Raw genomic sequence first — 14,979 nt, 5'->3', positions numbered from 1 at the left:
TAAACAAAGCGGTTTTGGAGATTTTTATGGTGTCTCATAGTGATTCTTTCATTTGTCCAAATTGGCCTGCGCCTTCTTCGGTACGGGCTTATGTGTCGACTCGCATGGGTGGTGTGAGTGAACGGCCATTTAATGAGCTTAACCTCGGGGCGCATGTTGGTGACGACATGAATCATGTGACCGAAAATCGTCGTTTGTTTGCGAATGCCATCGGCATGCCTCAGTCGGTTCAATGGCTCAATCAAATCCACGGCACTGATGTTGTGTGCTTGCCTTGTCGTGATTTGCCTGACAGTGGTGATGCCGCGGTGTCTGAGCAACTGAATCAGGTGTGTGCGGTTTTAACGGCAGATTGCTTGCCAGTCTTTTTTTGTGATAAAGCAGGTACAAAAGTAGCGGTTGCCCATGCTGGCTGGCGCGGTTTATGCGCTGGAATTTTAGAGACAACGTTAAAACAGTTTGATGAACCAGAAAATGTCTTAGTGTGGTTGGGGCCTGCCATTGGTCCTAATGCGTTTGAAGTGGGCGATGATGTTCGTGAGGCATTTATGGCTGAGCGGCAAGAGGCGCAATTGGCTTTTGTGGCGACAAAGAAAGGCAAATGGCTTTGTAACTTATACCTGCTTGCAAGGCAGCGATTACTGGCCAAAGGCGTGGTTGATATCTCTGGTGGTCAGTATTGTACCTTGACTGACAAAGATCGTTTTTATTCGTATCGCCGTGACGGAAAAACCGGACGTATGGTGTCTGTTATCTGGCTAGAGAATAAATAAAGTAAGTTTTATTGACCGGTGTCAAAAAAATGACACCCGTCTATTGAAAAGCGACTAAGCGCACTTATTAAGTGGGAAGTGTCTGTGTTTTATTATTTTTGGTCAGGAGGTTCCTATGCGAATCGATCGTTTAACCAGTAAATTACAACTTGCTCTTTCTGATGCGCAATCTATCGCGCTTGGCCACGATCATTCTTATATCGAGTCATTGCATTTAATGATGGCATTGCTCGATCAGCAAGGCGGCAGTACTCGACCGATTTTGCAGCAAGCGGGGGTTCAGGTTGCTAAGTTTCGTGAGGGTTTAAATAATCTTTTGACTAAGCTGGCGACGGTCAAAGATCATGATGGCAACGTGCAAATGTCACCAGAGTTAGGGCGTTTGCTAAACTTGGCCGATAAAGAAGCGCAAAAACGTAAAGACCAATATATTTCTTCCGAATTGGTTTTGATGGCAATGTTTGACGGTAAGGATGACTTAGCAAAGGCACTTAAAACGACTGGTGTTACAAAAGCCGATATTGCTACCGTGATTGATCAGGTGCGCGGTGGGGAGTCAGTGAATGATCCAAATGCCGAAGAAAGTCGCCAAGCATTGGATAAATATACGGTTGATCTCACCGCAAGAGCGGCACAAGGTAAGCTTGACCCTGTTATAGGTAGAGACGATGAAATACGTCGAACAATTCAGGTTTTACAGCGTCGCCGTAAGAATAACCCCGTTTTGATTGGTGAACCTGGGGTGGGAAAAACCGCCATTGTAGAAGGGCTCGCTCAACGAATTATTAATGGTGAAGTGCCTGAGGGGCTAAAGAATAAGCGGGTATTATCACTTGATATGGGCGCTTTAATTGCTGGGGCGAAGTATCGTGGAGAGTTTGAAGAGCGTCTAAAGGCTTTGCTGAATGAGCTTTCTAAGCAAGAAGGTCAGGTGATTTTATTTATTGATGAAATTCATACCATGGTTGGCGCAGGCAAATCGGAAGGTTCGATGGATGCTGGCAATATGCTCAAGCCAGCCCTTGCACGTGGTGAATTGCATTGTGTTGGTGCGACAACACTTAATGAATATCGTCAATACATTGAAAAAGATGCTGCGTTAGAGCGCCGCTTTCAAAAAGTGCTGGTGGAAGAGCCTAGCGTACTCGATTCTGTCGCTATTTTGCGTGGTTTGAAGGAGCGTTACGAAGTTCATCATGGTGTTGATATTACCGATTCGGCCATTATTGCCGCTGCCAAGCTGTCGCAACGTTACATTACAGACCGCCAGTTACCAGACAAAGCGATCGATTTGATTGATGAAGCTGCAAGCCGTATTCGTATGGAGATGGATTCAAAGCCTGAAGATATGGATCGTTTAGAGCGTCGTTTGATTCAATTGAAAATTGAAAAAGAAGCGCTTAAGAAAGAAAAAGACAAGGCGTCTAAGCTAAGACTTGATGAATTGGACAGTGAAATAAACACCCTGCAAAAGCAGTTTTCTGACTTAGAGGAAATCTGGAATGCAGAAAAAGCAGCAGTTCAAGGTGCGCAAAAGCTTAAAGAGGATTTAGAAGCGGTTCGCCATGAAATGGAAGAGGCGCGTCGTAGTGGTAATTTGGCGAAAATGTCTGAGTTGCAATACGGTGTGATTCCTATGCTTGAGACGGAAATAGAAAAAGCCAGTCAAGCAGAAGAAAACACCGCGACGCGTCTATTGAAGCGACGCGTTACGGAAGAAGAGATCGCTACCGTTGTGTCTCGTTGGACTGGAATCCCTGTGGATAAGATGCTGGAGGGAGAGCGGGATAAACTGTTGAGAATGGAAGACGCACTCCATGAATCTGTCATGGGGCAGAATGAAGCCGTCTCAGCCGTCTCTAACGCGGTTCGCCGTTCCCGATCAGGCTTAGCGGACCCGAATAGACCAAACGGCTCTTTTCTTTTCCTAGGCCCCACAGGCGTTGGTAAAACAGAACTTTGTAAGTCTTTGGCGAGGTTTTTGTTTGATACCGAGCAGGCAATGGTGCGTATCGATATGTCGGAGTTTATGGAGAAGCACTCTGTTGCTCGTTTGATTGGGGCACCACCGGGTTATGTTGGGTATGAGGAGGGAGGTTATCTAACGGAAGCGGTTAGGCGTCGACCTTACTCCGTTCTGCTGCTTGATGAGGTGGAAAAGGCACATCCTGATGTGTTTAATATTCTTCTCCAAGTATTAGACGATGGTCGTTTAACGGATGGCCAAGGTCGCACGGTAGACTTTAAAAATACCGTTATTGTTATGACCTCTAATTTGGCTTCGGATTTGATTCAGGAGTATCAATCTGCAGATCAATATGAAGAAATTAAAGCCAAAGTGATGGAAGTGGTTGGCATGCATTTTCGGCCAGAGTTTATCAACCGAATTGATGAGGCCGTGGTGTTTCATCCGCTGATGAAATCTCAAATTAAAGGCATTGCAACGGTCCAACTTTCTCATTTGAATGAGCGATTGGCAGAGATGGGGATGTCTTTAGTGTTAACAGAGGCCGCATCAGATCAATTGGTTGAGGTGGGCTATGATCCGATCTACGGGGCTCGCCCATTAAAACGTGCCATACAGCGATGGATTGAAAACCCTTTGGCAAATGAGTTGTTGGCCGGACATTTTGTTACTGGAGATCGTATTGTGGCGGATGTCTCTAACGGTGAAATTACTTTCTCAAAAGTCAGTTAGCTTTCGAGGCGTCAGGTTCATATATAAAGCAGAAAAGCCCGCTAAAGTATCGCGGGCTTTTCGTTTTTTTGGAGATTAGCTCTTAAAATCAGTGCTTAAAAATCGACGAAAGCACCAATGAACACACCTGTAAACTCAACATCAAAACTTGAGTTGTCGATGTCGTCAATATCTTCACTTACTTTGCGGTAACCTGCTTCGATACCAGTGAAGTAAAATGGCTGATATTTAACCTTGAAAGTTGAGTCTGTGATGCTAGCATCGCTACCGCCACCACTTTTGAATTCACCACCTACGGATAGGCTTGTTCCTGGAAATGTCACATAAGCTGATAAGTAGCCAAGTGGGTAAGAGTCGCTTACATCCGTTGAACCAATAGAGCCATCGATACTGCGTAGTGTAAGACCAGCATCTAGATCTAACCACAAAAGACCGTCTAAGAATTCGTAGTATAGCGTGTAGTCATTATAAGACGTGTCTATTTTAGTATTAGAGCTATAAAATTTGCCTTCTAGATCTTGGTGTTGGATGCGAAAATTCGGGATAAGTGGAATGGGGTGTTCTACTGCGACACCGTAGTAGGTATTGAAATCTTCGCCATCATTAGTGATGTACGAGCCTGCTTCTGCTGTTAAACCAAGTACATCAGCGTGGGCAGCGCTTGCTAGCAAAGCAGTCGAGAGTAAAAGAGCTGATTTCATAATTAGTTTCCATATATCATCATGTATAGTAAATTTTGTCTGATTATAAGTTGAAGAGAGACAAAAACCAATGAAATAAGGAGAAGATATGGAGTAATGTGTAGAATATTTACAATAGATGGCTGGGGTAGCTGGATTCGAACCAACGCATGACGGGATCAAAACCCGTTGCCTTACCGCTTGGCGATACCCCAATATGTCGAATTATGGTGGCTATAACTAGATTCGAACTAGTGACCCCATCATTATGAGTGATGTGCTCTAACCAACTGAGCTATATAGCCTTGCATATATGTTTTTGCTAAGAAGCATCGATGGCTGGGGTAGCTGGATTCGAACCAACGCATGACGGGATCAAAACCCGTTGCCTTACCGCTTGGCGATACCCCAACATATCGAATTATGGTGGCTATAACTAGATTCGAACTAGTGACCCCATCATTATGAGTGATGTGCTCTAACCAACTGAGCTATATAGCCATTTGTCTGTTGGCTGGGGTAGCTGGATTCGAACCAACGCATGACGGGATCAAAACCCGTTGCCTTACCGCTTGGCGATACCCCAACAGACTAACAAAAAAACAGTTTACATAAAATGATCGACTGCCTCTGTGGCGCGATATTATTCATATAACTTGTTAATGGGTCAAGTCTTTTTCTTAAAATGTTTTATTATCTCTTAAACATTAAAGCGGAAATGCATCACATCGCCGTCTTTTACGACGTAATCTTTCCCTTCTAAGCGCCATTTTCCAGCTTCTTTGGCACCACTTTCACCCTTATATTGAATGAAATCATTGTAACTGATTACTTCAGCACGGATGAAACCTTTTTCAAAGTCTGTGTGGATCACACCTGCAGCTTGTGGGCCTGTTGCGCCTTTTTTGATGGTCCAAGCACGGACTTCTTTGACGCCTGCTGTAAAGTAGGTCTGAAGGCCTAGTAATTCATAGCCGGCGCGAATGACTCGATCCAATCCAGGCTCTTCCATACCCATTTCATCTAGGAATTCTTGCATCTCTTCTGCGTCTAGCTCAGAGATTTCTGCTTCAAGCTGATTACAGATAGGAACGACCATGGCACCTTCTGCCTCTGCAATGGCGCGTACTTGGTCAAGATGTGGATTATTTTCAAAGCCATCTTCTGCTACGTTTGCGATGTACATGGTTGGTTTTGTGGTTAAGAGATGAAGTGAGCGAACTTCTTTTTTCTCTTCATCAGACATGTCCATAGCGCGAACGGGCAAGCCATTTTCTAAATGTTCTTTGATGCGCTCAAGAAATGCTTTATGGGCGATGGCATCTTTGTTGCCACTTTTCGCATTTTTGGCTGTACGGAAAAGTTGTTTTTCGATGGATTCGATATCGGCAAAGATTAACTCAAGATTGATGACTTCAATATCTAGTTTTGGGTTAACGTGATTTGAAACGTGAATAACATTGTCGTCTTCAAAGCAACGAACAACGTGAGCAATGGCATCGGTTTCACGAATGTTGGCAAGGAACTTGTTGCCAAGGCCTTCGCCTTTTGAAGCGCCTTCTACTAGGCCTGCAATGTCAACAAACTCCATCGTTGTTGCCAATACACGCTCTGGTTTCACTATGGCAGCTAAAGCGTCTAGACGTGGGTCTGGCATGGCAACCACACCAGCATTTGGCTCTATGGTACAGAAGGGGAAGTTTTCTGCGCCAATACCTGCTTTGGTTAATGCATTAAATAGAGTCGATTTACCAACGTTAGGTAGCCCAACGATGCCGCAATTAAAACCCATAGTGAGATTCCTAATAATTAAATGATTATGCTTTGAAGCTATGAAGCTGATTCATGACGGCATTTAACTTGCCGCATACAATGTCATCAACATAACGTAATGATTCGTCGATTGTTTGTTCTATTTTTGCATAGTCGTCTGGCGCCGCTTTTTTTAACACGTAATTGGCGACTTGGCTTGCATGGCCAGGATGCCCTATGCCAATTCTTAGGCGGCCGAATTCTCTATTATTTGACAGCTTTGCAATAATATCTTTTAGTCCGTTGTGCCCACCATGTCCACCACCTTGCTTTAATTTAACTGTGCCCGGGAATATCAAGTTCATCGTGAATCACAAGGATTTCTTCAGGAGGGATTTTATAGAATTGACATACGGCCTGAACCGCTTTACCGCTTAAATTCATATAGGTGGTGGGAATCAGGAGATAGCACTCTTCACCAGCTATATAAACTTTACCAAATTGGCCAAAAAACTTTTTTCTAGGCGAAGAGCGCATTGGCTCTGACGAGCCAATGCCTCAATCCACTGAGCGCCTGCATTGTGGCGAGTATTCTCGTACTCGCTGCCTGGATTTCCCAAGCCGACTAATAATCTAAAACCTGCCACAATGCTGCCTTCAATGATCTTAACGTTTAGACTTACCGATACGAGCGATAGGTTGGTCATGATCTTCGCCTTTAAGCAAAGACACAAGCTCTACGCCTTCTGGAAGGATAACATCAGACAAGTGGAAAATTTGATCAAGTTGGCCTTTGATCACGTCTACAACCAATACTTCAGGAAGGTTAGCTGGCAAACAACGCACTTCAGCTAGCTTAGATTCGATAGTCAAACGACCACCTTGGCTCTTAACACCTTCACTTTGTGCCGCGTTGATGAAGCTTAAAGGAACACGAGTAGTGATCACTTTGTCAGCTTGAGCGCGTTGTAGGTCCATGTGCATTATAGCACCGCTTGATGGGTGGCGTTGCAATGCTTTAACAAGAACTTGTTCAGTTTTACCTTCAACTGTTACTTCAACTAGGCCAGTTAAGAAGCCTGGAGTAGCAACGGCTTTAAGTAGCTCGTTGTCTTTGAAAGAGATAGATACTGGAGCAGTATCACCGCCATAAATAACAGCTGGCACTAGGCCTTCGTTACGAAGGCGGCGGCTCGCACCTTTACCTTCTTGAGTACGTGCTGCGGCATTAATAGATAATGACATGGTATTTTCCTAATAATTAATAAAGTTTGTGCCCAGAAATGCGACCCGTTCCGAGCGTTAGTGTTTGGCTTAGGCCCCAAACATGGCGCTGATAGACTCTTCATTGCATACGCGACGAACAGCCTCCGCCATAATGTCAGACATCGACAATTGGCGTATTTGAGGGCAATTAAGCGCCTCTTGTGTCAATGGGATGGTATCAGTCACGACCAACTCATCAAGCACGGAATTTCGGATGTTTTCAATGGCTTTGCCAGACAGTACTGGGTGAGTACAGTAAGCCAATACTTTTGCGGCACCGTGTTCTTTTAGCGCTTTAGCGGCAGCGCATAATGTGCCACCTGTGTCACACATGTCATCCACTAAAACACAAGTTTTGCCTTCTACGTCACCGATCAAGTGCATGATTTGGGCTTCGTTAGCGCGAGGGCGTCGCTTGTCTATGATGGCTAAATCCGCATCATCTAGTAATTTTGCAAAAGCGCGAGCACGAACAACACCGCCAACATCAGGAGAAACCACCGTAATGTTTTCATGGCCTTGGCGCTGCAAATCGTCAAGCAGCAAAGGTGTGGCGTAGACGTTATCAACTGGGATATCGAAAAATCCTTGGATTTGGTCTGCGTGTAAATCCACCGTTAACACACGGTTGATGCCCACGGCAGAAATCATGTCGGCAACCACTTTTGCTGTAATAGGTACCCGTGCAGAACGCACACGACGATCTTGGCGAGCATAACCAAAATATGGAATAACGGCTGTTACTCGAGTCGCAGAGGCGCGACGTAAAGCGTCGGCCATGACGATCAATTCCATTAAATTGTCATTGCTAGGGGCGCATGTCGATTGAATAATAAAAACGTCTTTACCTCGAACGTTTTCATTGATCTCGACCGTAATTTCACCGTCGCTAAATTTACCTACGGTCGCGTTGCCAATAGGTAACCCTAGGCGGCGTACCACCCTGCGAGCGAGTTCAGGGTTTGCATTACCGGTAAAAACCATCAACTTGGACACTGTATATACCCTTTGTATTTTATAGCGATGACTATTGATTAGCCAAGAAAAGACTGGCTGGGAAAAGTGTGTTTATACAGGCACACTAGCTCCTATTTTGCTCAATCCACTGGTTTAGCACATCGTGTGTTGGAGAAGTGTTACAGCCACGGCAAATCCAACTTTGCCACTTTGTCGGTGTAGACGATCTTACTCGCTCAGCGTCGTGCATATTATCGAAGGCGAGAAAGAGACAAGCGCCTGTCCCTGTTAGCTTTGCGTCACCATGGTCTTTCAACCACGAATACGCTTCACTTACTTCAGGATAGTGCTTTATCACCACGTCCAAGCAATCATTATGCCCACCCAGCTTCAAGGCGTGCGATATTCTGAGGGGAGGGGTGTCTCTTGTCAAATATTTATCGGTAAAAATTTGACCAGTTGAGACATGGCAATTGGGCTTAACAAGCAAAAAATAGGGCGTATCTAGCTCGACTTTTTGCAGTTTTTCTCCAACCCCTTCAGCAAAGGCTGAAAAACCCATAACAAATACCGGGATGTCGGCACCTAGTTTGACACCAAGTATCGCTAGTTCTTCTAATGATAAATGGCATTCCCAAAGGACATTTAAAGCCAGTAAAGTTGTGGCTGCGTTTGAGCTGCCACCGCCGATTCCTCCTCCCATAGGTAATTGTTTTGTCAGAGTAATATCTATACCGAAAGAGGGATCTTTTTTATATGGTGTGAGCAATTTTGCTGCCTTATAAACAAGGTTATCTTCGGTAGGTAATTGCTCAATAATAGGTGAAATAGTGATCTGGTTGTTGTGTGTTAAGGCAAAGTCGAGTGTGTCACATAAATCAATAAACTGAAATACGGTTTGCAGCTCATGGTAGCCGTCTTCTCGTCGCCCTGTAATGTGTAAAAATAAATTTAATTTCGCAGGAGAAGGTAGTTGCATTTTTAGTTACTGAATAGTCCATTGATTGATAATTAAATTGACCCTAAAAGGCGGATTCGATACCTGCATTCTTTGAGGTAAGGATAAACCGTCGATTTTTGTAAAGTTATTATAGGTGATTAACCAGCCATCTTGTTGAATAGTGTTGGGCAATTTGCTGATTGGGTCTTGAGATATGCGTGATGGTGAATTGGGTGCCGCCAGACCTCTAATCCAATAAGTAACCTGCTCAACTGGGAACTCCCAACCAAGTTCTTGTTGTAACAAGGTAGCAGGGTCAGTGCCTGTTACGACCGTATCTTCGTAGGCCAAGGTGACAACACCATCTTGATTTTTGTCTAGCTTAGTGGCCCCTTGGCCAAAGGGTCCTACAATACTTAGGGCGAAAGTCTTTGGGTCTTTTTGCCAATTAAAATTACCTGACACTGCGTCTTCTTTAGTTCGTATACCCACTCGACCGGATGTTTCCCATTTTGAAATAGCGGCCACACTATCCGGTGGCGGTATAACCGGTCCTGTTGGTCTGGAGCTACAGGCACTGATAAGGATAGTAAGAGCGAAAAGGCTGAGTAAGCGATAGTTCATGATGGTGTATCCTGTTGTGATTCTTCAAGTAGTGACGGTGAAAGTCGCTTAATTGTATCAAGTAAAAGTGGTGTATCTGGTGATGCCTCTAAAGCGGTTTTCCAAATTTCTAGGGCTTCCTTGTAATGTCTTTGCTTCCATAATGATTCACCATAGTGTGCGGCAATTTCAGCATCAGGTAAAATAGACCATGCTTTTTTTAGATAGTAAGAAGATTGCTCTAATTCGCCTTTCAGGAAAAAGCCCCAGCCAAGACTGTCAATAATGGCAGGATCGCTGTCCGCTTTTTCATAAGCAGATTCTATATAAATCATGGCTTCATCAATGCGCTGTGTACGGACCAGTAACGTGTAACCAAGAGCGTTAAGGTATTGAGGGTTTTCAGGGTCTTTTTCTAATAGCGTTTTAAGTTCGCTTTCTGTCACATCCCATTGACCAAGCGCGTCTGCCAATAATGCTTTTTGATAGCGCAATGCATCAGAGTCCGGAAATAAAAGCAGTGCTTCGCTGAGTAATTCATAGGATAAATGAGTGTTTCCATTCTCTTCGTGAATTTGACTGATTGCAGCAATTTGCTCAGGAATATCTTCTCGGTGTGTTCGATTTAACACCATAGTGTTGATGTCTGCTTCCTTGCCTTGTTCGTAAAGCCATAATGCTATTTGGTTGGTCGCATTTGTGCGTAAGGTTCCCCCACCTTTTGCATGACATTTATGGCTTGCGAGTTTTTCCCTAGCTGAGCAAGCGCAATGGCCCTTAAAAATTCAACCTGATCAGATAAGCCGAGCTGTTCTTTGGGAAGATTGTTCGCAATGTTGATGGCTAATTGCGGCTTTTCATACTCTAGTAAAGTGCGCATTAAGTTGATGCCAACTTGTAGCTTTTCTGGTGTCTCCAAATTGGCTTGCTGAAATGTATCGACGGCGCTTTTAGTCTGATTATTGTCAACAAGGAAATCCATCAAAGGTACTAATATTCTGCTGTTCTGCGGGAAACGCTGAGCAGCCGCTTGTAACGTTTTAACGGCGTTATCAATTTGCCCTAGGTTTTTTTGACTGAATGCCAGTATCAAATAGAGTGCTTCGGTTTTTTCACTGTTGACACGGATTAGTAAACGCTCTGCGGTTTCAATGGCTGCTTCATATTCACCAGATAGTAATAATATGTGCGCATGGCTTAGCTGCACATATTGGTTGTTTTTTGACTCGGGCGGTAGTTCTGCTATGGCTGCTTCTATGGTACTTACTTGATCGTTGTCGCGAACGTTATCTTCAAGGTAGGCTGGAAGAAAACGCAAAGAAACCTTATATCTTATGGCGTTTGTTAGAAGTGTCGCGACCTCTTCTGTACGATTTCCTTTGATCAACACTTGTAGTTTTAGTGCATAGGCGGCTTCTGCTGTAGGCGCTTCGGAGAGCCATAAATTTGCACTTCGCTCTATATTTAGGTCATTTTGTGAAACAACAGCGATGTAGGTGAGTCTCTTAATTAGTGCAGTGTCACCTGATTGTTGGGCCAGTTCATAAAAAGGCTCAAAAGCTTTATTTGGGCCTTCCCGTTGTAGAATAAACTCCGCATTCAGCAATTCTTTTATCTTACTGTTACTTGAGTCTGTTTCGTCAGAGGCTGATTGTGTATTTAAGGGGGTAGAGGATTGTTGTATTGTGTTGTAACTACAGGCACTTATCAAAGGAAGACCAATAAGCGCCAAAAGGGTAAAGAGCTTTTTTGTGTATGATGCTGTTTGTGTATGGCCTAAAACAGAAGGCATGTGTTTTCTCGATGCTAAATTCATATAACCCTTATGGTATCGCTAGCGACTCGTTATGTTAGTCATAACTATAAACTAATCCTATTACTTTTATTGCTTATATGGGGTGCGCAAAAAAGTGAATTTCTCGTATAATATGTCTTCTTTATGTAAAGAGTCATGTTAGGGCAATGGATGCTCCTGTCATTACCTTAAATCTCGATCTTTGAGAAGAGCCTTTAATGCCGCTAATTACCGTAGGTGTCAATCACAAAACCGCGCCCGTTTCGATACGCGAGCGTGTGGCTTTTGCGCCTGAAAAAATGATCGATGCCTTGTCTTCCTTGATCTCTGAGAAGAGAGCTAATGAAGCTGTTATTGTCTCGACCTGTAATCGAACAGAACTCTACTGTTCTGTTGAAGATTTTAGTAAGGTTGATGACGTCATCGCATGGCTTAGTGAATATCATGGTATTGCTTTGCCTGAGTTGCAGCAATATTGCTATACACATGCAAATGATGACAGTGTACGCCACATTATGCGAGTGGCTTCGGGACTCGACTCTCTTATTCTTGGTGAGCCGCAGATTCTTGGTCAGGTGAAGTCTGCTTATGCCGTATCGCAGGAAGGGGCTTGCATAGGGCCTGAATTAGAGTCCTTATTTCAGCGTACCTTTTCGGTTGCTAAACGTGTTCGTACCGATACCGCGATTGGTGAAAATCCCGTGTCTATTGCCTTTGCGGCTGTGAGTTTGGCTCAACGTATTTTTGCGGATATCAGAAACAGTACCGCATTATTGATTGGGGCTGGACAAACCATTGAGCTGGTCGCAAGACACCTTAAAGAAAATGGTATCAAGCGTATTATAGTGGCCAACCGAACCTTGGCTCGAGCACAGGTTCTAGCAAATGAGCTGAATGCAGAAGCCATTATGCTAGGAGAGATTGGGGATTACTTGTCGCAAGCGGATATAGTGATTTCTTCTACGGCTAGCCAATTACCTATTATTGGTAAAGGTATGGTTGAGCGTGCTACGTCAAAGCGTCGACATTCTCCTATGCTGTTAATTGACATCGCCGTCCCTAGGGACATTGAGCCAGAAGTGGACGAGGTTAACGATGCCTACCTCTACACGGTGGATGATCTTCATTCAGTGATTGAAGAAAACGTCAGAGCAAGGCAAGATGCAGCGAAAGCGGCAGAACAAATGATTGAAGAAGGCGTCGAGTCTTATCGTCGTGTGGTGGAATCCAGAAAAGTCTCTGATTTGATTGTTAATTTTAGGCAATCTGCTGAAGCGATTAAAAATACAGAATTAGAAAAAGCACTCAAGGGTCTTGAGATGGGACAGTCACCAGAGCAGGTGTTGAATAAACTCGCTCATGGTTTAATGAATAAGCTCATTCATGCTCCGACGCGCTATTTGCGTGATGCTGGCGCAGAGGCCGATCAACACGCATTAACCATTGCCTCAAATGTATTGGGCATTTACGAAGAAAAAGATAACTAAAAAATGAAAGAATCCATTAAGTTAAAGTTAGAAAGTTTATCCGATCGTTATGACGAACTGTCAGCGCTATTAGGCGTGGCAGAAGTGATCATGGATCAAGACTTGTTTCGCGCTTATTCAAAAGAGTATGCGGAACTTGAGCCGGTGGTGAAATGTTTTAATGACTTTCAGCAAATAGACGAAAACATCGCTGAAGCGGAGTTGATGATGACAGACTCCGACCCAGATATTAAAGAAATGGGTGTGGAAGAGTACAAAGCTGGACAAGCACAAAAAGAGGCATTGCAACTGGTTTTGCAAAAACTGCTGTTGCCTAAAGATCCAAATGATTCACGTAACGTTTTTTTAGAGGTGCGTGCTGGTACGGGTGGTGACGAAGCATCAATTTTCTCGGGTGATTTGTTCCGCATGTATTCACGTTATGCAGAAACTCAAGGCTGGAAAGTGGAAATCGTCAGCGCCAGCGATGGTGAGCATGGTGGTTATAAAGAGGTCATTGCTCGTATTGTGGGCGATGGCGCTTATTCTAAGCTGAAATTTGAGTCCGGCGCTCATCGTGTACAACGTGTTCCTGCGACGGAGTCTCAAGGTCGTATCCATACCTCTGCTTGTACTGTTGCTGTGATGCCTGAGATGGACGAGGTCGATGATATTATTATCAATAAATCAGACCTACGTATTGATACATTCCGTGCTTCAGGAGCGGGTGGTCAGCACGTTAACAAAACGGACTCAGCGATTCGTCTGACGCACATACCAACCGGTGTGGTGGTAGAATGCCAAGAAGAGCGTTCGCAACATAAAAACCGCGCAAAGGCTATGTCATTGCTGGCGTCTCGTTTATTGGCTGCTGAACAAGAAAAAGCTGCCAGCGAGCAATCTGAAACCCGTAAATCCTTAGTGGGAACGGGTGACCGTTCGGAACGTATTCGTACCTATAACTACCCTCAAGGGCGTGTTACGGATCATCGTATCAATTTAACGCTCTATAAATTAGACGAAATCGTGGCAGGTGACTTGGATTCGTTGATTAACCCGTTAGTCAACGAATTCCAAGCTGAGCAGCTCGCTGCGCTAAGTGGTGATAATTAATCGGTGGCGTAATGAGTCCCCACTGTTTCTAACTTAAGGTAATCATCGCTCATGCGAATTGATGAACTACTAAAAGGCGCTTATGAGCGCCTTACTTTTGTCTCTGATACAGCTCAGTTGGATGCCCAGCTATTGCTAGCTCATGTGTTGAAGGTATCGACATCGTATTTTTATACTTGGCCAGATAAGACGGTAGAGTCTGCTAATATTGAGCGATTTGATGTTTTATTGGTGCGTCGAGAGCGTGGTGAGTCCCATTGCTTATTTACTTGGACATCAAGCATTTTGGACTGTAGACCTAGAAGTCGCGCCCTGTACTCTGATTCCTCGTGCCGATACGGAAAGGCTAGTCGAAGTCGCTTTGTCTGTACTGGATATTAACAAAGCAAATCGAATTCTAGATCTTGGTACAGGCACGGGGGCGATTGCTTTAGCGTTGGCGGCTGAATTACCTAACGCAAATGTAGTTGGTGTGGACTTGATCGAAGACGCGGTCGCCCTAGCTAAGCGTAATGCATCACGCAATCACATTAGCAATGTAAGATTTGTTCAGAGTAGCTGGTTTGATGTTTTGGATACGAGTGAGTCATTCGACTTGATTGTATCGAATCCGCCCTACATTGACTCTAATGATGAGCATTTGTCACAAGGCGATGTGCGTTTTGAGCCAAAAAGTGCCTTAGTGGCAGATAAACAGGGTATGGCTGACATTGAGCACATCATTCAGCAGGCACCTGATTATATGGCACCAAATGCTTATCTAGTGTTCGAGCATGGTTATGATCAAGCTTTAGCCGTTCAGCAGCGATTGCGCGAAGCAGGGTTTGTCTCAATAAAAAGCTTCCAAGATCTTGGTGGGAATGACCGAGTCACGATAGGCCAATATAAATAACGAAGTGAGTGCTTACTGTATTGCACACACTTCGTTTGTTGGGT

13 protein-coding genes, 5 tRNA genes and 2 pseudogenes are annotated in these 14,979 nt (G+C 44.2%); 6 read left to right on the top strand and 14 right to left on the bottom strand.

The features are described from left to right. Positions 1–26 precede the first annotated feature (26 nt). Together pgeF and clpB are read left to right on the top strand one after the other, a co-directional pair. Positions 27–773 (top strand): peptidoglycan editing factor PgeF, encoded by a 747-nt coding sequence (pgeF, locus tag AC0L6V_RS13670; RefSeq protein WP_265218203.1) that lies wholly within the window; start codon positions 27–29, stop codon positions 771–773. Positions 774–888: 115 nt separating this feature from the next. Next, positions 889–3,471: an ATP-dependent chaperone ClpB gene (gene clpB, locus AC0L6V_RS13665; protein ID WP_409418668.1), complete on the top strand. Its 2,583-nt coding sequence runs from the start codon at positions 889–891 to the stop codon at positions 3,469–3,471. A gap of 95 nt (positions 3,472–3,566) precedes the next feature. On the opposite strand, the gene AC0L6V_RS13660 is transcribed toward clpB, so the two are convergent. From AC0L6V_RS13660 to AC0L6V_RS13595, 14 genes and pseudogenes are all read right to left on the bottom strand, one after another. Further along, positions 3,567–4,172, bottom strand: a complete 606-nt coding sequence (locus tag AC0L6V_RS13660) for a TIGR04219 family outer membrane beta-barrel protein (protein ID WP_265218204.1) — start codon at positions 4,170–4,172, stop codon at positions 3,567–3,569. 119 nt (positions 4,173–4,291) lie between these two features. Then, positions 4,292–4,366, bottom strand: a tRNA-Gln gene (locus AC0L6V_RS13655). Positions 4,367–4,379: 13 nt separating this feature from the next. Continuing rightward, a tRNA-Met gene (locus tag AC0L6V_RS13650) sits at positions 4,380–4,456 on the bottom strand. Positions 4,457–4,487: 31 nt separating this feature from the next. Further along, positions 4,488–4,562 (bottom strand) — tRNA-Gln (locus AC0L6V_RS13645). 13 nt (positions 4,563–4,575) lie between these two features. Next, a tRNA-Met gene (locus AC0L6V_RS13640) sits at positions 4,576–4,652 on the bottom strand. Positions 4,653–4,662: 10 nt separating this feature from the next. Beyond that, positions 4,663–4,737 (bottom strand) — tRNA-Gln (locus tag AC0L6V_RS13635). 114 nt (positions 4,738–4,851) lie between these two features. Then, the gene (gene ychF, locus AC0L6V_RS13630) at positions 4,852–5,943 is read right to left on the bottom strand and encodes a redox-regulated ATPase YchF (RefSeq protein ID WP_265218205.1); all 1,092 of its coding nucleotides are present in this window, start codon (positions 5,941–5,943) and stop codon (positions 4,852–4,854) included. A gap of 25 nt (positions 5,944–5,968) precedes the next feature. Next, positions 5,969–6,550 (bottom strand): annotated as a pseudogene (gene pth, locus AC0L6V_RS13625) (aminoacyl-tRNA hydrolase). A gap of 19 nt (positions 6,551–6,569) precedes the next feature. Then, on the bottom strand, positions 6,570–7,148 hold the full coding sequence (locus AC0L6V_RS13620; protein WP_265218206.1) for a 50S ribosomal protein L25/general stress protein Ctc: 579 nt from the start codon (positions 7,146–7,148) through the stop codon (positions 6,570–6,572). 69 nt (positions 7,149–7,217) lie between these two features. Then, a complete protein-coding gene (locus AC0L6V_RS13615) occupies positions 7,218–8,165 on the bottom strand; it encodes a ribose-phosphate diphosphokinase (RefSeq protein WP_265218207.1) in 948 nt (315 codons plus the stop codon). Between the two features lie 85 nt (positions 8,166–8,250). Then, positions 8,251–9,105 carry a 4-(cytidine 5'-diphospho)-2-C-methyl-D-erythritol kinase gene (gene ispE, locus AC0L6V_RS13610; protein ID WP_265218208.1) on the bottom strand — a complete coding sequence of 285 codons (855 nt, stop codon included), beginning with the start codon at positions 9,103–9,105 and terminating at the stop codon, positions 8,251–8,253. A 6-nt stretch (positions 9,106–9,111) separates the two neighbouring features. Further along, the gene (lolB, locus tag AC0L6V_RS13605; RefSeq protein ID WP_265218209.1) at positions 9,112–9,690 is read right to left on the bottom strand and encodes a lipoprotein insertase outer membrane protein LolB; all 579 of its coding nucleotides are present in this window, start codon (positions 9,688–9,690) and stop codon (positions 9,112–9,114) included. Beyond that, entirely contained in the window at positions 9,687–10,304 is a 618-nt protein-coding gene (locus tag AC0L6V_RS13600; RefSeq protein WP_265218210.1) for a tetratricopeptide repeat protein, read from the bottom strand. The genes lolB and AC0L6V_RS13600 overlap by 4 nt, the downstream gene beginning before the upstream one ends. A 44-nt stretch (positions 10,305–10,348) precedes the next feature. Then, positions 10,349–11,461: a tetratricopeptide repeat protein gene (locus AC0L6V_RS13595; protein ID WP_265218211.1), complete on the bottom strand. Its 1,113-nt coding sequence runs from the start codon at positions 11,459–11,461 to the stop codon at positions 10,349–10,351. A 221-nt stretch (positions 11,462–11,682) separates the two neighbouring features. Between AC0L6V_RS13595 and hemA the strand changes: the two genes are divergently transcribed. From hemA to prmC, 4 genes and pseudogenes are all read left to right on the top strand, one after another. After that, entirely contained in the window at positions 11,683–12,951 is a 1,269-nt protein-coding gene (hemA, locus tag AC0L6V_RS13590) for a glutamyl-tRNA reductase (protein WP_409418666.1), read from the top strand. A 3-nt stretch (positions 12,952–12,954) separates the two neighbouring features. Further along, positions 12,955–14,043 (top strand): peptide chain release factor 1, encoded by a 1,089-nt coding sequence (prfA, locus tag AC0L6V_RS13585; protein ID WP_265218212.1) that lies wholly within the window; start codon positions 12,955–12,957, stop codon positions 14,041–14,043. Between the two features lie 51 nt (positions 14,044–14,094). Beyond that, positions 14,095–14,235, top strand: a pseudogene (locus AC0L6V_RS13580) (peptide chain release factor N(5)-glutamine methyltransferase); the annotation flags it as partial. Between the two features lie 28 nt (positions 14,236–14,263). Next, a complete protein-coding gene (prmC, locus tag AC0L6V_RS13575; protein WP_418138361.1) occupies positions 14,264–14,935 on the top strand; it encodes a peptide chain release factor N(5)-glutamine methyltransferase in 672 nt (223 codons plus the stop codon). Positions 14,936–14,979: the final 44 nt, after the last annotated feature.

Source organism: Marinomonas sp. G8-14 (assembly GCF_055808935.1).
The sequence above is the reverse complement of the archived record's forward strand: the minus strand, read 5'-3'. Positions and strand labels throughout refer to the sequence as shown.